Origin of the sequence: Paenibacillus silagei, assembly GCF_017874735.1 — a bacterium.
Classification (GTDB): Bacteria; Bacillota; Bacilli; order Paenibacillales; family Paenibacillaceae; genus Paenibacillus_AQ; species Paenibacillus_AQ silagei.
In genome coordinates this window covers 1-18106 of sequence record NZ_JAGGLV010000019.1, presented here as the reverse complement: position 1 = coordinate 18106, position 18106 = coordinate 1, and the positions used below count along the sequence as shown (strand labels likewise).

The window sequence follows — 18106 nt, the reverse complement described above, 5'->3', positions numbered from 1 at the left end:
AGATGGAACAGTTGCTGCTGCATCTGCGCAATTTGGGTTTCACAGAGATGGAATCCAAAATTATGGTTGAGCTGGCCACCAAGGGCCAGGCTTCGGGCTACGAAGTGGCAAAGCAGCTAGGAGTATCAAGATCGAACGTATATGCGGCGCTTCAGCGCCTGACTCAGCAAGGCTACGTGCGCTGCGGAGAAGGGGAGCCGGCACGCTACAGTGTACTGGACCCGGAAGAGCTGGCCACGATGATATCCGGCCGGGTGCAGGCCTCGCTTGCCTATATGGAGAGTGAAATGCCGCGCGGAGGTCCGGTCAGCCCCTCCTTCTACAACGTGGAGGGTGACCGGAATGTCATAGGAGAGCTGGTCCGCCAGCTGAATCTTGCCGCCCAGGAGATTGTAGTGGATGTGTGGCGGGAGGAAGCCTCGCTGCTGCGCAGTGAGCTTGAGCAGGCGGAGAAGCGCGGAGTGAAGCTGCTGTGGGCTTTTGACGGCGGTGATGCTGTGCCGGCACCTTATCCGGTATGGCCGCCCCTGCCGGGGAAGCCGGAACGCAACGGAGGCCGGAAGTTCTCCTTCGTCGTGGACCGGAGCTGGTGCATGCTCGGCATGCGTTATGAGGACGGGAGCGCCCAAGCCGTGATTACCGAGCATCCAGTGCTTGTGGAGCTGCTGCTCAAATCTTTTACACAGGAATTGGTATTGTTCGAGCTGGAGGAAGATATGGGCCCCGAACTGCAGCGGCGCTACGGGGAGCGCTATAGCCGGATCTACAGCAAATATGTGCTGCATGATCAGGAGGAATCGGGGGAAGAGCCGGAGGAATAGGGCTGCAATAGTAAGTGCCCAAGTTCACTAAGCAAGGGAGGTGACAAGCATGGAGTGTATTGTACATTTTGAAGTGCAGCATGCAGAGGGCGTCAAGCCGCTACGCGGACTGCTGTTCCTGGAAGAGGGCAAGACCCCGGGAGAGCGGGAGCTGGTGGAGATGTTCAAGGACATGAAGTTCAACGTCCGGCTGGATAACCGGGAGAAATGGATTTTCAAGCCCGTGGCTCCGGGAGAAAGTTATTCCGAGATCCGCATTACCAGCTTTGACAACGGGAAGAAAAGCAGCACGACGGAGGGTGAGCTGAAGTCGATTGTCGGCAACCTGCTGCCCCAGAAGCCAACCGGGATATAACCGGAGCAGCGGGGTTCCAGCGGTTTTTGTCCAAAGATAAGAATTTATATGCTTCGCGCTATAATTATCCTTATCTTTCTCTCTGAAACGGTACCGTCCTTTAAAAGGACGGCAAAGCCGGTTCAGCTTGGCCAGCAGAATTACAGCTGCTAGCGGAAAATATCTTTGTGATCAAGGTCTGTTCCTGCACGAAGCAGGAAACGGACCCGGCGGAAACGTGAAATATGTAACAAAGAGCAGGCCCAGGGGAATACCCGGGGCCTGCTCTTTGTGTTGGGAAATATCATTCCAACTTCTTCATTAGCCGGACCAATCTGCTCTTATCGGACCTGAGAGACCTTATCCCCTGGAAAACACCACTTTTGGTGTCTTAACGGACCGAGGAGACCTTAAGGTAGCTCAGAACGATACTTAAGAGCAGTGTTTCAGAGAATAAGGTCCTTGTGGTCCGTTACTTGCCTGATTTATGACTTTCATCCAGAATAAGAGCGCCTCAGTCCGTTACGCGGAGCCACATATATACCCCGCCGCGCCTGTCCCGCCGCGCCCGTCCCGCCGCGCCTGTCCCGCCGCGCCCGTCCCGCCGCGCCCGTCCCGCCGCGCCCGTCCTAGCCGCCCGCGCGGCAGGACCCCGCGGCGCCGGCAGCCACCGCCGGGGCTGCCGCCAGCGGCGAGAGCACGCGCAGCGCGCCCGGCTCGCAAGCCACGGCCAGCGGCGCTGTGCCGAGCGCTTCGCCGTCGCCGATGGCGTGGCGCGGCTGCGCGAAGTGCACGGCTACGCTGCGTCCGCGCAGCATCGTGACATAGGGCAGCTTCGTGTGGCTGCCCTTCACCACCGTCGGGAATAGCCGCAGCAATTGCCCGCGGCTGACCCCGTGCACGACGCAGACGTCAAGCAGGCCGTCGCCTGATTCCGCCTGCGGGCAGATCAGCAACCCGCCGCCGTAGCTGGGCAGGTTGCAGACCGAGACCAGCCACGCCTGGTCGAAGGCCTGCTCCTTGCCGTCGCAGGTCACACTGACGCGGCAGGGCTTGAAGGTCATCAGCGTATGCAGCACGCCGATGATATAGGCTAGGCGCCCGGCGCCAATGGCGTTGCACAGCCGCTTGTAGCGGCTGCCGTTCACATTGACGGCCACCTGCGCGTCGAAGCCGCTGGCCACTGCGGTCAGGGTGAGGCCACCTGTCGCACTGATCAGATCGGCTTCGATGCAGTGTTCCTGCAGCGCGGTGTCCAGCGCAGCCTCAGGCGCGAGCGGGATGCTGAACCCGCGAGCGGTGTCATTGCCCGAACCCGCCGGGATAACTCCCAGCGGGACCCCTCTACGCCGCAGTGCGCCCAGCACACTGTGGATCGTGCCGTCGCCGCCGACAACGATGGCGGCGCGCCAGTCCTCGCGGCGGGCAAGCGCCTGCGACACCTGATTCTCTGCGCTGGCAGCGCTCTGGGTGAACAGCGCTTCATACGGAACAGCCCGCGCCGCAAGCAAGGCCTGTACGGTGTGCCAGATCCGCCGTCCCGCCCCGCCGCCGGAGCGGGGATTTATGATGAACAAATACATGGATGCTTCCCCCAGCCTGTAGATTCCTGCATGTCTTATCCCATTGTAAGGAGCGGGCAGGCAAAAGGGAAACTATTTTCTGCTGCGCGGAGCTACATCTACAGCTACAGCTGCCGCAGCTGGCTTTCGGCGATCTCTCCCACCCAGGGGAGCTTGAACCATCTGCTGCCCAGGGCATGGTAGATCATCAGGAGCCAGACTGCGAAGCTGCATAGGGAGATCAGGGCGCCTGCCAGATTACCGAGAAGCGGAATGAAGCCGCTGAGCACATGGGCGATCATAAGGACTCCGAAGGCAATCAGGGATTGAAGTGAGTGGAACAGGACAAAGCGGCTGCGCTTCTCCAGAGCGAGGAAAATAATCGCACCGATAAACGGGAAAAAATAACACAAGGCGGCGGCAAGGTTATCGGGCAGTCCGGTCGAAGATCTGAAAGGGGACAAAGGGCTCACTCTCCTTGGATTGTAGAAGAAAAAGGCAAAGATTATTCGTGCTTCTTCCCTACAAGCCTATGAGGTGTCCGGGCAAAGTATGAGCTGTGCGGAATGCTGTCCAATAATTTTTGGGGATAGGGGGCATACTATGATCAGGTTCCCAAACGGAAGGTCAAGCATATACTATAAAAAAATTCCATTTGCATTTTTACATGGAAAGGTGGAAGTTAATCTGGAATATGATACAATATAACGATAAGGCCCGAAAGGAGTGATTCAGCAAGTGGCTCTTCGGGTAATTAAAGTGTCAAGGTGTCTTTGCAGTGGGACATCCTTACTCTCAGCCCAAATCACGACGAACCTGCTTCACCGGCAAGGCGGATTTCCAAGTTCATGGAATGGTAGTCTGGACGGGTAATGCAAGCCGCGTATGTGTAATGGTTTCTTACTTGCATTTCAAGGTTACGGCGAACTTTTCATCATGCATTCTCTACAACGGAGCATTCATTTTCAATGTTTTGGGAGGGAACTGATCATGGCAAGTAAAGGTCATAACGAAGTCAAGGAAAGTCTGCGGGAAATGACACGTATTTTCCGGCCCAAAGATCCCAAGAAATTTGTGAAAGAGTACGTCCGGAAGTATCGGATCACGGGAGGATACGAGGAAGAGCTGACCATGGTTGTGGAGCATGAGCTGGTTAGAATGAATTCTTCCGTCTCCTGAAGAAGCGGGCAGAGAGAGTGATTCTGTTGCGTGCTGTTTGATGCCGACAACTATACATTTAATCTACATTCAAGCGATAACATCCATGAGGATTCTCATAAACCGTGCCCGGGCAGCCTTCTGCTTCTGGAATCGGTTTTTTTTGTATGCATTTTGCAGATCATCTTCGTATGTCAAATGAATGTTTAGACACAAATACATATGAATACGCTTCAAAAGTAGTTTAACAGTTTTCCGGGAAAATTGAAAGCGCTTATAAAATCAGTATTGACAAGCTTTCCGCGACTTTAAAATGATTATGTGAATTTGTTGTGAACGATTGACAAAAACGTAGACCGAACTTATATTAATAGTGATTGTTATAATTGACAGGAAAATACTCTAATCTACGAATTCGGGAAAAGCGGGGTAGATCAATGATGAAAACGTGGCAGGCTGGTAAGCGGCTTCTTCCCATGACAGCAGCACTTGGACTCCTTCTGGCCGGATGCGGGCGGGAGGACTTGTCGGTACTCAGACCGCAGGGACCCGTAGCGGAAAGCTCTTACGGACTGATGAAGCTGTCGATCACGATCATGATTGTGGTGCTGCTGATCGTCTTCTCCATTGCGGCTTATGTATGGATTCGCTTCCGCCGGAAGAAGGATCAGGATGAGATTCCGAAGCAGGTGGAGGGCAGCTTCAAGCTGGAGGTGCTATGGACGGTCATCCCGCTTATTCTCGTCATTGTGCTGGCGATTCCTACGGTGAAGGTGGTCTTCGCTGCCGGCAATGATCATTCGGATGACAAGGACGCCATCAAGGTCAAGGTGACCGGCCACCAGTACTGGTGGGAGTTCGAATATACGGATTACGGAATAACGACTGCGCAGGATCTGATTATTCCTACAGGTAAGCACATTGCCTTTGAGCTCAGCACCAAGGATGTGCTGCATTCCTTCTGGGTACCCTCGCTTGCCGGAAAAATGGACACCAATCCCGACGGCACGGTGAACCGCTTCAGCTTCAGTGCGCCGAATGAAGGCGTTTACCGGGGGAAATGCGCGGAGCTGTGCGGACCCTCCCACGGGTTCATGGAGTTTAAGGTGAAGTCGGTCAGCGGTGAGGCCTTTGACAAGTGGGTGGCTTCAATGAAGGCGCCGGAGTCGGTGATGCCGGAAGATCCAGTACTGGCTGAGAAATTCAAGTCCCAGTGCCTGACTTGCCATGCGATTGGCAGCATGCCTGCATCACCGGTGGCTCCAAGCCTGACCGGAATCGGCTCCCGTGAATCGGTTGCCGGAATTCTGCTTAATGATGACACTCGAGAAGACGGGGCGCCGGTCCTTGAGAATCTGAAGACTTGGCTGCATGATCCGCAGAGCGTGAAGCCCGGCAACAAGATGCCGAACCCGAAGGATATGGGCTTAAGTGATGAAGAGATCGACGGCATTGCCGAATATCTGGCCGGTTATACGCTGGAATAGGGGCCTATGACTGAAGCGGAAGCAGCATATTTGATAAGGGGGTACATACCTTGGCTCACGCAGCGCAATCCTTGCAGCCCTCCCAGCCCTTGCAGCCCGGCCACAGCGCCAAGCGGCATACCGGGCTGATGGACTGGATTACCACCGTCGACCACAAAAAAATAGCCATCCTGTATCTATGGGCCGGCGGCCTTTTCTTCGGCATTGGCGGCCTGGAGGCGATCCTGATCCGTATTCAGCTGATTAAGCCGATGAATACCTTCCTGGATGCCCAGACCTTCAACGAGCTGATTACCATGCACGGCACGACCATGATCTTTCTAGGAGTCATGCCGGTTATTTTCGCGCTGATGAATGCGGTGATTCCGCTGCAGATCGGCGCGCGGGATGTCGCCTTTCCTTTTCTCAACTCGCTGGGCTTCTGGACCTTCCTGTTCGGCGGTCTCTTGCTTAACTTGAGCTGGGTGATGGGCGGCGCGCCCGATGCGGGCTGGACTGCTTACACTCCGCTATCGAGTACGGGCTACAGCCCCTCACACGGAGTGGACTTTTATACGATAGGGCTGCAGATTGCCGGACTCGGCACACTGATTGGCGGGATTAACTTCCTGGCTACCATCATCACGATGCGTGCACCGGGGATGTCCTTCATGCGGATGCCGATGTTCGCCTGGGCTACCTTCATTACCTCAGCCATTATTCTGTTTGCATTCCCTGCGGTTACCGTAGGACTTGTCCTGCTTACCTTCGACCGGATTCTGGACGCCAATTTCTTCAATGTTGCCGGAGGGGGCAATCCCGTGCTGTGGCAGCATATCTTCTGGATCTTCGGGCATCCCGAAGTATATATTCTGATTCTCCCGGCCTTCGGCATCATCTCCGAGGTCATTCCGACCTTCTCGCGCAAGCGGCTGTTCGGGTACAGCTCCATGGTCTTCGCGACAATTCTGATCGCCTTCCTGGGTTTCATGGTCTGGGCGCATCATATGTTCACTACCGGCCTCGGTCCGGTCGCGAACGCCTTGTTCTCCGTCTCTACCATGCTGATTGCCGTGCCGACCGGGATCAAGATCTTCAACTGGCTGTTCACCATGTGGGGCGGACAGGTGCGCTTCACGACCCCGAATCTGTTCGCGGCCGGGTTCATTCCTACCTTCACGATGGGCGGAGTAACCGGGGTGATGCTGGCCTCCGCGCCGGCAGACTTCCAGTTCCATGATACGTATTTCGTGGTGGCGCATTTCCACTACGTCATTGTCGGCGGTCTGGTGCTCGGGCTGTTCGCCGGGCTGCACTACTGGTGGCCGAAGATGTTCGGGCGGATGCTTAGCGAATCCTTGGGCAAGTGGACCTTCTGGACCTTCATTATCGGGTTCCACTTAACGTTCTTCGTGCAGCATTTCCTGGGACTGATGGGGATGCAGCGGCGCGTATTTACCTATTTGCCGAACCAGCAGTTCGATACGCTCAACCTGGTCAGTACGGTGGGGGCGTTCCTGATGGGAGTGGGCATGATTATCTTCCTTGTCAATGTGTTCTTGACCTCCAGACGGCCGGCGGATGCGCCGGAAGACCCGTGGGAAGACGGGCGGACCCTGGAATGGACGATCCCTTCGCCGCCGCCGGAATATAACTTCAAGCAGACGCCGCTGGTGCGGGGCCTGGATGCTTTCTGGAAAGAGAAAATGGCCGGGCATAAGGCCATGACCCCGGCGGAGCCGATTGGTCCGATTCATATGCCGTCGGCCACGATTCTGCCGTTCCTGATGTCCGTCGGTATCTTCATTGCGGGCCTTGGCTTTATGTTCAGCCGCGATGAATTCAGCAGCAGCATTATGAGCTTCCTGTTCAATAATTATATTGTTACAGCGCTGGGGCTTCTTATTACCTTCGGATCGATGCTGATGCGGTCGCTGTTCGACGATCACGGCTGGCATATCGAACCCGAAGAGCTGGAAGGAAGGTGAGCAGAGATGACAACGGCACATGCTGAAGCAGCGGATGGTACACTCCCGCATGAACCCGAGAAAGCGACCCTGGAAGGACGCAATAAAGTGCTGGCCTTCTGGCTGTTCCTCGGAGGGGAAGCGGTGCTCTTCGGCACCCTGTTCGCTACCTTCCTGGCGCTGCGTAATCAGACGAATGAGGGACCCTCGGCGGCTGAGCTATTCCATCTGCCGCTGGTCGCGGCAGCGACCTTCCTCCTCCTGGTCAGCAGTCTGACCAGTGTGTTCGCCATTCAGGCCATGCACCGGGGAAATGTGGCCCAGCTACGGAACTGGCTGGTGGTGACTGTCCTGCTCGGCCTTGCCTTCCTGATCCTGGAGATCTACGAGTTCAGTGTATATATCCGGCATGAGGAATTCGGGATGACGACGAGTGCGTTCAGCTCGGCCTTTTATACGCTGGTCGGGTTCCATGGTGCCCATGTCGCCTTCGGGATTCTGTGGATCTCCGTGCTGATCGGGCAATTGGCGCATAAAGGCTTGACGGTCGTTACTGCACCGAAGATCTATGTCTCGGCGATGTATTGGCATTTCATTGATGTGGTGTGGGTCTTTATCTTCACAGTCGTATACCTGCTCGGAAAGGTGGGGTGAAGCCATGACGACGAAGCAGCCTTCTTCAGATTCTGCGGTGAAGCACCGGCACCGTCCGGAAGGACCGCAGCGGCATATTGTGGTGTTTGTGTTCTCCGTGGTGCTGACGCTGATCGCTTTTGCCGCGGTGGCAGCCGGAGGGGTGAATGCTACCTTTGCGATCATCCTGCTGCTGGTAATGGCTGTGCTGCAGGTGTTCCTGCAGATGGGCTTCTGGATGCATCTGAAGGACAAAGGGCATATGCTCCCGATTATCTTCATGCTGGGCGGCTTTTTTATCGCAGGCACCTGTATTGTAATGGCGCTCTATTGGGTATGGTGGGATTGATTCTATCTCCGGGGAGGTCTTGAGGATGATACCGGGATTGCAATATTTCAGCTTTACGGAACTATGGAGTCCGTTGTTTCTGGCCCTGATGCTCCTCCTGACTGCCGGATATTTTGTGCTGATCGGTCCGCTGGCCTCCCGTTTTGAGGGCAGCACTGCAGTCCCCTTCTGGCGGAGGGGGCTGTTCTTATGCGGAATGCTGGCCCTCTATCTTGCGCAGGGAGGACCGGTCAGTCTGCTGGGACATATCTTATTTTCCTTCCATATGGTGAGTATGGCCTTATCCTATCTGGTGGCGGTCCCGCTGATTATGCTTGGTATCCCCGACTGGTGCTGGCGCGCTCTGCTGCGGGTGAATCCGCTGAAGGGACTGGCTTTTCTCGCGAAGCCGGTGGTGGCGGCCCTGCTCTTCAATGGCCTGTTCTCGCTCTACCACATCCCCGCCATCCATGATTATGTCATGCTGCATTTCACCGTTCACCGTCTGTATTATGGCATCCTGTTCCTGACCTCGGCGTTGATGTGGTGGAATCTGATTAACCCCTTGCCGGAATACCGGGCGCTTAGCGGTCTGGGGCAGGTGGGCTTCATCTTCCTGAACATGGTGCTGCTGACACCAGCCTGCGGGCTGATTATTTTTGCGGGCTCCCCCCTCTATGCTACGTATAGCGACCCGGGCACCTGGGCGAAGGCGATGGGCTACTGTGTACCGCAGAGTCCGGCTGCATTATTGCAGGCTTTTGGCGGTCCCGGCTTCTTCGGATCTCTGTCCCCCAAGGTAGATCAGCAGGTCGGCGGCATCGTGATGAAGTTCATTCAGGAATTTATTTTCGCCTCGATGCTTGCTTATGTGTTCTATCATTGGTATAAAAAAGAGAACGGACAAGAGGACACAGAAGTGTCCGCGTCACCCTCTGCCCTGGCGGAGGAGGTCTGAACTATAACGAGCTGGTAAGTACCGAGGGGGATATTCATGGATATTTTCACATTGTTTCCTACGATCAGTACATCGTTCATCGTCATAAGCGCGGTGCTGGTGGCCATCGGCTGGAGACAAATCATTCAAGGCAAACGCGAGGCGCACAAGAAGACGATGATTGCGGCTGCGGTGGCAGCGATTCTGTTCTTCCTGGTGTACTCGTCAAGAACGGTGTTCGTAGGCAATACCTCCTGGGGAGGACCGGATGAGCTGACGACGATCTACCATGTCTTCCTGATCTTCCACATTGTACTGGCTACCGTCGCTGCCGTATTTGGCATCACCACCCTGACGCTCGGCTTCAAAGCCAAGTATGCCAAGCACCGCAAGTGGGGCAGAGTGACCTCCGTCATCTGGTTCATCACCGCTATTACGGGAGTCGCTGTCTACGTCCTGCTGTATATCTTCTATCCGGGCGGACATACGAAGCCGGTCTGGGAAATCATCCTAGGCGCTTAAGCCGAGGGAAGAGAAGCCCTGGATCATAGGGGAAAAGCCTGTCCATCTGCCGCTGCTGCGGGGGAGGGGCGGGCTTTTTTGGGGGTTAGGGGCTTGGAGTGGGCCGAATGTAATCGAAAAACCGATTACATTGAGCTGGCGGCGAGCGCGCGTGCGGAATGTAATCGAAAAACCGATCACATTGGGCTGGCGGCGAGCGTGCAGGCGCAATGTAATCGAAAAACCGATCACATTGGGCTGGCGGAGGGTGTGCGTGCGAAATGTAATCGAAAAACCGATCACATTGGGCGTGCGGAGGGTGTGCGTGCGAAATGTAATCGAAAAATCGAACACATTAGGCGGGTGCAAAGGTAAGCGGGCCGACTGGTTACGTAACTATGTGCTAATTATGGCGGGCAAGTATTCAGTCCTGATTTTCTTTCAATGGAGTACAGCAGACTGGACCATTGTACTGCGTCCCGAGATTGTTCTGGGTTTAGATCAGTTTTTTGCCCAGTGTCTCTTCGAATTATTTGAAAAAGCTCAGGATTATAACGCTGAATCGTTAGTAGTCTGGCTATCGATCTAGAACGACCTAATTATACATACTAAGGAGAAAACATGGACCCACACATCAAACGAATGTTCCTGGACGAATATGCTGCTGAAGGTGCTAGGCGCTTTGGGATTAGCCCCAAGGATCTGAACTTCATTGGAGGCTTTCAAAACTTCATATATTCTTATACTCTCGGTGTATCCCAATACATTCTCCGCTTCACTCCGGGCACACTTCGTACCTCCGAAGGACTTGCAGCTGAAATCGAATGGATTCGTTACCTCGCGGAGAAGGGAGTGTCAGTTTCAGCTCCGGTTCTATCGGTGAATGGAAGGGATTATGAGCGTATTCATGGAAATACGATGGATTTTTACGCAGCAGCGTTCAATTTTGCACCCGGCACAAAAGTCGGATATCCGGAATGCCTGGGGAACCCGATGCTATATGAACAATGTGGCCGTATTACAGGCCGTCTTCATGAACTGAGTAAGCGGTACAAACCGGTATTCAGAAGACATACCTGGGAAACTAATGAATACCTTGTGCGGGCGAAAGATTATTTGCCGGCAGAGCTTGGGCCCATTCTGCATGCCCTAGACGGACTAAAAGCTGATTTGAGCAGTTTGCCTGTTACCTCAGATAATTTCGGTTTAATTCACGGGGATATCAACGTAGGTAATTTCTTGGTAGATGAGTCAGGGCGGATAACGCTTTTTGATTTCGATGAGTGTCAATACAGCTGGTATTCTGAGGATATTGCTATCCAGCTCTATTATTTACTGTATGTATTTGGGGAGGATTCAAGGTCTGAACGTAAGGCGCAATACGAGCTTTTTATCCGGCATTTCGAGCTGGGCTACGCGGAGGATGGCCGGCAGCTCCCCGATGCCTGGAAGAGTCAACTGGATTTGTTTCTTAAACTGCGTGAAATTATCGTAGTCGTCGGCATGCACCGGAGTTGGGATTTAACCCAGGCTGACGATTGGACGCGTGGGTTCTTGCAAGAGAGTACAGTGCGTATTATCAAGGGGATTTCATTAATTGATGGGTTCGGCGAAGAGGGACAATGATGATAGTTGGAAAAAGCACACTTAGTTCCAGCGATACAGCCAGTTGCAGGTAAGCAATTGGAAAAAGTCCACCTAATTCCCCGAAAATCATCGAATTGGACGGAATCGTAGAAATTAAGTGTTGTTTGTCCAACTGCTGTCCGGGAATGGGGCGATGCCGTCAAATTAGATGGACAAAATCCAATTAACGTTTACCGGCTGCGTTCAGAACTGTACACTAAAACCTTTGAATCGGTGGATCCCTGTTCTGAAATGTTCCTGGGTATGATACTTTTCTTATGGGTACCTAAAAAATAGAATGAAATTTAGTTAGGATGGGTGAAAATGGACAACCACTATGAATACCTTCTGCTTGCCTTCGAAGAAGCTGAAAAAGCAAAAGAAGAAGGGACTTACCCAATTGGGGCAGTCATTATTGATTCTAACGGAACCGTTGTTAGCCGGGGTAGAAATAGCGTTTTTTCCAGCTATGATACAACTTCACATGCAGAAGTAGACGCTATAAGAAAGGCTGGACATAAGATATTAGATGTTGAAAATAAGAAATTTGTTGTAGATAACGGGATTACGTTATATACGACGTGCGAGCCCTGTCCAATGTGTACGGGGACTATAGTTCTCTCCAAGATAAAAAAAGTGGTGTGGGCTGCAAATGATGCTGAAATCGGAGCATTTAAAAAATTCAAAGAAAGGACAAGTCCGTTGCCGATTTATAATGATTTATTTAATGACATTGAAATTGTGGCTGCTCCCTACTCTGATTTAGAAATTAGACAAAGACTAATGCTGGCTGAATGGAATAATAATCGGGGTTACACCGATAATCATTGGAATAAAGAATTCATACGTGATGCGGAGTGATAATTTACGAAGAGCATATTCTCAGGCGGTTAAGCTCTAACGACCAAGGCATGATCGACACGGCTCATCAAACCGTGGCGGAAAGCTGGATGTTGTTACGTGAACAGCTAAATCTGAAGAATATCGTTAATCGATTCAGCTAACGGTAACCGTCAGCTCAATAAACAGCGACAGTCTAGGACTTGAATTTCTGTCCACAACTGCCGCTGTTTCACTTTCAAGGTTTGTCTAAATATTGATGTTTGGAGCAAGGATGAAGCTACAACCGGAACGAAGACACCGTGCTCTGCAGCTCCTCAGCCAGGCTGGCCAGGGACTGGGCGGAAGAGGCGGTCTCTTCGCTGCTGGCGGCGGACTGCTGGGTGGTGGCGGAGATGCTCTCCACGGCAGCGAGAACGTTGGTGGACTGGGCGGCTTGTTCTTCGCTGGCGGCGGCGATTTCGGATATCTTCTGTCCGGCGTTGTTGACCATCGTCACGATCTGATGAAAAGAAACGCCGGTCTTCTGCGACAGCTCCGCACTCTCCTGCACAGCGCTCACGCTGTAGCGTGTATTCACCTGCATCCCCTTGATGATGCTGGTGATCTGCTTGGTGGCCTCGCCGCTGCGCTCGGCCAGCTTGCGCACCTCATCGGCCACCACCGCGAACCCGCGGCCCTGTTCCCCCGCTCTGGCGGCTTCAATGGCGGCATTGAGAGCGAGCAGATTGGTCTGATCTGCAATATCCTCGATGACATCGATAATCTCGCCGACCTTCTGCGAGTCCTCCTCAAGCTTAGCCATCTGCCCGCTGACAGCCTGCATACTCTCCATCGACTCCTGAATGATGCTGTTCCCGTTCTCGGCAATCGTAACGGTCTCATCGGAGATGACCGAGGCCTGCTCGGTATTCTGGGCTACAGAGTGGATCGCGCTGGACAGCTCTTTGAATAACTCGCTGATGGTCCCGGCATCATCCGCTGTGGTCGTGCTGCCGCTTGCCACCTCTTGCGTACTGGCGGAGATCTCCTCGGCGGCGGCGGACAGGCTCTGGGAATGCAGCAGGATGGAGCCCACTGTGTTACGGAGGTTGCTGACCATCTCGTTCACCTTGGCAGCCAGGATGCCGATTTCATCTCTGGTATCGATATCGGATTGGCTGCGCAGGTCGCCGTCAGCCACCTTCGAGAGAACCTTGACAACCTTCGCCAGCGGATTAGAAATAATCCGGGAGATGATATACCCTAGCAGGATGCACAGAATGACTGCACCGATAATGATACTGAGGGTGATATTACGCGAAGAGCTATAGAGTGCGGCTCCGCTCTGTCTGGCCTGATCCGCTTCCTTGGTGTTGGTGAGAATCAGCTCGTTCAGAATATTCTTCAAGGTATCGCCTTGGTTGTTAAGCGTGCTGCCGCGCAGCATCTCCAGCAGCTTCTCGTCCTGTCCCGTCAGGGAGAGGCTGACAAGAGAATCGTACGTTAACAGATAGTCATTCCATGCCGCTTCAAAAGGGGCAATGGCTTGAACCGATTCCGCGCTCAGCTTGGTTTTGCGGAAGGCCGCGATGTTATCGAGTACGTTCTGCTTCTCTTTTTTATAATCGTCCACACGCTGCTGGCGTTCCTCAGGGGTCTTCTTAATGTACAGATCCCTGACGATAACGCGCATGACCGAGAAGCTGTTCTGTGAGCTTTGCAGGGAGGAGACGGGAACCAGATTGTTCACATACATATCGTCCAGACTGTTATTAATCGAGCCGAGGTTGCTGAGACCGTAGAGGCCCACGAAGGAAAGAATGACAGCGACGGTCAGGAAGGACGAGATTAATTTCACGCTTGTTTTTAGATTATAGAACCATTTCATACCTGTTTCCCCCAGTAAAGATGATTTTGTTAAGCGAAGACTCCCGTATTGAAAAATAAGCTGGCTGTATCTATGATCAGAGCGATATTGCCATTTCCCAGGATGGTAGCTCCTGATATGTTCTCAGTCTTGCCCATGTAGGCTCCGAGCGATTTGATTACGATATCCTGATTGCCGATAAGTGTATCCACGGCCAGTGCCAGCCGTTTCTCTCCCCGACCCACGATAATCAGCGGAATGGATGCTGATCTGCCGCCCGCACATGCGGGGAGCCGCAGGATATCCTGCAGCCAGACCACCGGTACGAGCTGCCCCCGTGCGGTAATGACAGGCTGGCCCCGGACAGAGGTGATCTCCTCTGGAGTGACGCGGACAATCTCGGCCACACTGCTCATGGGAATCACGAAGGTGGCTCCCCCGGCATGAACGAGCAGACCCCGGATGATGGCGAGCGTCAGGGGCAGACGAATCCGGAAGCGGGTGCCTTGCCCCCGTGTGGTCTCGATATCGATCATGCCGTTAATCCGTTCAATATCATTGCGGACGATATCCATTCCGACCCCGCGGCCGGAAATATCGCTGATGTGCGGGGCGGTGGAGAAGCCGGGCCGGAAAATAAGCCGTAGCGCTTCATCCTCAGTCATCCCGCCGGCCTCTTCAGCCGTAATGATGCCCTTCCGCAGGGCAGACTCTGCAATCAGGCTGGAATCAATCCCGGCCCCGTCGTCCTCGATGACCAGGATGACCTGATTATCCTCATGGGAGGCCGCGACGCGGACGGTTCCGGTCTCGCTTTTGCCGGCGCTGCGGCGGATTTCAGGGGTCTCTATACCGTGATCAACGGCATTGCGCAGCAGATGGATCAGCGGGTCGCCAAGCTCTTCAATGAGCGTCCGGTCCAGCTCCGTCTCCTTGCCTTCAAGAACCAGCTCAACCTGCTTGTTCAGGGAGCCGGACAAGTCCCGGACCATGCGGGGCAGACGGTTGAACAGCTGCTCTATCGGCAGCATCCGCACCTTAATCATGCTCTCCTGCAGTTCCCCCGTAATCATAGCCAGATGGTCGGCAAGCTGGCCCAGCTCCTCTGTCAGATCATTGGTTCCGTATTGCTGGTGGAATCTGCGGTTCAGCAGATGGAACCGGGTCTGATCGATGACCAGCTCACCCGCCAGGTTCATCAGCTTCTCCAGACGCTCCACCTGGACGCGGATCGTTTGCGGCTTGGTTTTGTCAGCGGCAGACGGCGGGGATTCTGGTACTTCCGGGAGCTCCCGGCTCCCCGTCTCCGGATGGGGCGGTCTCACGAATTCACCGGGACGCGGGGAATCGTTAAGCACTTCTTCTATGTATATACGATCAACATCCATAATGGATAAGACCTCCTGCCGGAGCTCCTCGATATCGATCTTAGGCGACAGCAACCAGGAGGCCTCGTCGATCCGGCTGTCGTGGTCCTCTATCTCTTCCAGCTCCGGCTTCATGCGCAGGACCGCAGCGACACTCCGCAGCTTGGCATCGATCAGGTGAAGACGGGGCAGCTTCATCTCACAGCCGGAAGAGAGCCACACATGCACCCAGAACAGCTGGAGGGGAAGCTCTGCCAGACTTGTCTGCACAGCAGGGGCCTTATCCTCCGGCTTCTGCAGCTCCTCCGCTGCGAATGTACTCAGCCGCTGCACCAGACCGGACACATCTGTGGTCTCCTGATCCGTAGCAGCGATCTCGCTCTGCAGCGCGCGCATTCCATCCAGCGCTCCGAAGAACAGGCGGATCAGCTCCGGCGTGACCGTCCGCTCCCCTCCCCGCATCTGATGAAGCAGATGCTCCAGATGATGTGTGACTTCCTTCAGCCCGTTGTAGCCCATAGAGGCCGAGGAGCCCTTAAGGGTATGGGCCGCCCGGAAAAACTGCTGGATTCCGTCTTCTGTCTCCCCGGTCTGCTCCAGCCTGAGCACCTCATCCTCGATCAGCTGCAGCTGGTCCTCCAGTTCCTCCAGAAATATCCCTCGGTATTCCGATAAATCAACCATGGTTCGCCTTCTCTCCGTTTAGCCTTTGTTTAGTCTCGCAGCAGGATCTCATCCAGCCGCAGAATGCCGACCAGCTCGGAAGAAGAGAAGCCTACTCCGTTGAAGAAGGAGCCGCTGACTCCAGAGATGCTGCCCTGTGCAGGCTGAATATCGCTGAAGGTCGTCACTTTATTCACGTTGTCGACAATAACGCCCAGGGATTCCTCCTGGTGATGGACCACCAGAATGCGTGTGTGTTTGGTCGGCTCCACTTCTTCCATCTGAAGCAGCACTCTAAGGCTGAGCACCGGCACAATTTTACCCCTGAGGTTGATAATGCCCTTAACGTAGTGACGGCTGCTGGGGATTTCCGTTATTTCCTGCATTCTTATAATTTCATGAACATCTGAGATCGGGATCGCATAATGCTCGTGATCTACCCCGAATTCAACATATTGTTTCTGCAAAACGGTCTCCATAGTTACCCTCCGGCTTCTCATATTACTTAGCTGGCCCGCAGCCGCTATTTTGCCTCCGTCCCCCTCCTGAGTTCTTCGCGTTACCTTCTGCTGATCTTGTGTATTCCGGTCTTTAGCCATTCCTGTGTGATAATGGGACAAAATACCACAAAAATGTCGTACAATATCACTTATGCGACATGTCTATTCCTGAGGAGTGATGAAAAAAGAATGAGCCAGACCGAATTTAGCCGTACGGCGCTCAGCTTGGTGTACCCGGAAGAGGGCTACCTAAGCGATGATCAGATTGTTCAGATGTTTATGGCTACCTGCTGTACGAATGTTAATACAGGTCGGAATTATAAGCGGGCGATTGCCGATTTCCGCAGATTTATTGCAGGCACCTCCTTAAGGGCAGTGACCTGGAGGGAGATGGAGGCGTATAAGATTTTCCTGACGCAGGGGGGCTACAGTTATCAGAGGCAGCTGGCACCGGCAAGCATAGCGGCATTCCTTGCGCCGTTGAAGTCTTTTTATAAATGGGGGAGTGACCAGCATATCGGGATTTTTGCAGTGAATCCGACCTCTTCGGTACGCATCCCCAAAATAACTGTTACCAGCCGCAAAAACTTCCTGACCAAACGGGAGGTGGGGGAATTACTGAATGTACTGGAGAAGCAAGGACTGCGCAATTATCTGATCGGGCTGACGCTGGTAGTGCTCGGTCTGCGGGTGTCAGAGCTGACGGCGATGAAGTGGGGGGACTTCCATAATGATCTGCTGGAGACCTCGGTCTGGCTGACCGTGGAGAACGGCAAGGGGGGCAAGCCTAGGGAAATTAAGGTTCCGCCGACCCTGTGGCAGCTGTATTCCAAGTTGTCTGATACCCTGCCAGGGAAGGAAGAGGTCACCCCGGAGCAGCGGATGTTTCCGTTATCTTCACGGCAGGTGGAACGGATTATCAAGAATGCCGGAGAAGCCAGCTCAATTGAGAAAAAGCTGACCCCGCACTGGCTGCGCCACACGAATGCCACGCTGGCCTTGCTCCAAGGAGCGTCGCTTCAGCAGGTTCAGGAATCGCTGGGGCATTCCCACATCAACACCACTCAGCGTTATCTCCACACCGTTCAGCAGATTCAAAAGGCTGCCCCGGATTTTGTCGAGGACAGCCTGCGCACGTTCATTCAATAGATTAGATTCGACAAAAATTGCAGAAGCACGAATGGAGCATAATTGTGGAAACAGAGGGGCTGATCCAGCGAAGTTTCTATACAGAAGTTAGGAAATGACCTATAATAAACGCATGGCTGCTTGATTATGCGCAAGTATGCATGGTTTATCGTATTTTACTCAAAAAAAGTCGCATAAGTGATATTGTACGACAAAAAACGTCAAAGTATACATACAGACTTAGCTTCATGTGGTTTGTTGCATCGAAATCCGGCACTTGTGCCGCAAATCCCGCGTATGCTCCAATAATAAAGTCCAGACTCCGCCTATGGAGGCCACTGAAAAAGTCCATAAAGAACTGAAAGAGACATTCGACACAAAGAATGTCTCTTTTTCTCGTTACAATAAAAGAATTAAATCAAAGGC

Annotated in this window: 18 protein-coding genes; 13 read left to right on the top strand and 5 right to left on the bottom strand. The window is 53.6% G+C overall.

Annotated features, from left to right (window positions below; translation table 11 throughout):
* Window positions 1-2 precede the first annotated feature (2 nt).
* Both J2Z70_RS23645 and J2Z70_RS23640 read left to right on the top strand, forming a co-directional pair.
* Window positions 3-821: a TrmB family transcriptional regulator gene (locus J2Z70_RS23645; protein ID WP_209877258.1), complete on the top strand. Its 819-nt coding sequence runs from the start codon at window positions 3-5 to the stop codon at window positions 819-821.
* Between the two features lie 49 nt (window positions 822-870).
* Window positions 871-1176 carry a hypothetical protein gene (locus tag J2Z70_RS23640; RefSeq protein WP_036722149.1) on the top strand — a complete coding sequence of 102 codons (306 nt, stop codon included), beginning with the start codon at window positions 871-873 and terminating at the stop codon, window positions 1174-1176.
* Between the two features lie 608 nt (window positions 1177-1784).
* Here the strand turns inward: J2Z70_RS23640 and J2Z70_RS23635 are convergent.
* Both J2Z70_RS23635 and J2Z70_RS23630 read right to left on the bottom strand, forming a co-directional pair.
* Window positions 1785-2738 carry a diacylglycerol/lipid kinase family protein gene (locus J2Z70_RS23635; RefSeq protein ID WP_209877256.1) on the bottom strand — a complete coding sequence of 318 codons (954 nt, stop codon included), beginning with the start codon at window positions 2736-2738 and terminating at the stop codon, window positions 1785-1787.
* Window positions 2739-2842: 104 nt separating this feature from the next.
* Window positions 2843-3181, bottom strand: coding sequence for a DUF4870 domain-containing protein (locus J2Z70_RS23630; RefSeq protein ID WP_076086522.1), 339 nt, complete (start codon window positions 3179-3181; stop codon window positions 2843-2845).
* A 526-nt stretch (window positions 3182-3707) separates the two neighbouring features.
* Between J2Z70_RS23630 and J2Z70_RS23625 the strand changes: the two genes are divergently transcribed.
* From J2Z70_RS23625 to J2Z70_RS23580, 10 genes are all read left to right on the top strand, one after another.
* Entirely contained in the window at window positions 3708-3896 is a 189-nt protein-coding gene (locus J2Z70_RS23625; RefSeq protein WP_019913840.1) for a hypothetical protein, read from the top strand.
* A gap of 416 nt (window positions 3897-4312) precedes the next feature.
* Window positions 4313-5362, top strand: coding sequence for a cytochrome c oxidase subunit II (gene coxB / locus J2Z70_RS23620; protein ID WP_209877254.1), 1050 nt, complete (start codon window positions 4313-4315; stop codon window positions 5360-5362).
* A 128-nt stretch (window positions 5363-5490) separates the two neighbouring features.
* A complete protein-coding gene (gene ctaD / locus J2Z70_RS23615) occupies window positions 5491-7329 on the top strand; it encodes a cytochrome c oxidase subunit I (protein WP_076086550.1) in 1839 nt (612 codons plus the stop codon).
* Window positions 7330-7335: 6 nt separating this feature from the next.
* Window positions 7336-7962, top strand: a complete 627-nt coding sequence (locus J2Z70_RS23610) for a cytochrome (ubi)quinol oxidase subunit III (RefSeq protein ID WP_036722156.1) — start codon at window positions 7336-7338, stop codon at window positions 7960-7962.
* A gap of 4 nt (window positions 7963-7966) precedes the next feature.
* Window positions 7967-8290 (top strand): cytochrome C oxidase subunit IV family protein, encoded by a 324-nt coding sequence (locus tag J2Z70_RS23605; protein WP_036722158.1) that lies wholly within the window; start codon window positions 7967-7969, stop codon window positions 8288-8290.
* A gap of 25 nt (window positions 8291-8315) precedes the next feature.
* Window positions 8316-9227 (top strand): cytochrome c oxidase assembly factor CtaG, encoded by a 912-nt coding sequence (ctaG, locus tag J2Z70_RS23600; RefSeq protein WP_245368478.1) that lies wholly within the window; start codon window positions 8316-8318, stop codon window positions 9225-9227.
* Between the two features lie 36 nt (window positions 9228-9263).
* Window positions 9264-9728, top strand: coding sequence for a DUF420 domain-containing protein (locus tag J2Z70_RS23595; protein WP_036722160.1), 465 nt, complete (start codon window positions 9264-9266; stop codon window positions 9726-9728).
* Between the two features lie 304 nt (window positions 9729-10032).
* Entirely contained in the window at window positions 10033-10296 is a 264-nt protein-coding gene (locus tag J2Z70_RS23590; RefSeq protein WP_209877252.1) for a hypothetical protein, read from the top strand.
* A 32-nt stretch (window positions 10297-10328) separates the two neighbouring features.
* A complete protein-coding gene (locus J2Z70_RS23585; RefSeq protein ID WP_209877250.1) occupies window positions 10329-11333 on the top strand; it encodes a phosphotransferase enzyme family protein in 1005 nt (334 codons plus the stop codon).
* 324 nt (window positions 11334-11657) lie between these two features.
* On the top strand, window positions 11658-12194 hold the full coding sequence (locus tag J2Z70_RS23580; RefSeq protein WP_209877248.1) for a nucleoside deaminase: 537 nt from the start codon (window positions 11658-11660) through the stop codon (window positions 12192-12194).
* Between the two features lie 259 nt (window positions 12195-12453).
* Here the strand turns inward: J2Z70_RS23580 and J2Z70_RS23575 are convergent, their stop codons facing one another.
* From J2Z70_RS23575 to J2Z70_RS23565, 3 genes are read right to left on the bottom strand one after another with little or no spacing between them, the layout of a single operon-like run.
* Window positions 12454-14043: a methyl-accepting chemotaxis protein gene (locus tag J2Z70_RS23575; RefSeq protein WP_209877246.1), complete on the bottom strand. Its 1590-nt coding sequence runs from the start codon at window positions 14041-14043 to the stop codon at window positions 12454-12456.
* A gap of 29 nt (window positions 14044-14072) precedes the next feature.
* Window positions 14073-16073: a chemotaxis protein CheA gene (locus J2Z70_RS23570; protein WP_209877244.1), complete on the bottom strand. Its 2001-nt coding sequence runs from the start codon at window positions 16071-16073 to the stop codon at window positions 14073-14075.
* Window positions 16074-16102: 29 nt separating this feature from the next.
* Window positions 16103-16531, bottom strand: coding sequence for a chemotaxis protein CheW (locus J2Z70_RS23565; protein ID WP_036722168.1), 429 nt, complete (start codon window positions 16529-16531; stop codon window positions 16103-16105).
* A gap of 210 nt (window positions 16532-16741) precedes the next feature.
* Here J2Z70_RS23565 and J2Z70_RS23560 point away from each other — a divergent pair, with 210 nt between their 5' ends.
* Window positions 16742-17701, top strand: coding sequence for a tyrosine-type recombinase/integrase (locus tag J2Z70_RS23560; RefSeq protein ID WP_209877242.1), 960 nt, complete (start codon window positions 16742-16744; stop codon window positions 17699-17701).
* Window positions 17702-18106: the final 405 nt, after the last annotated feature.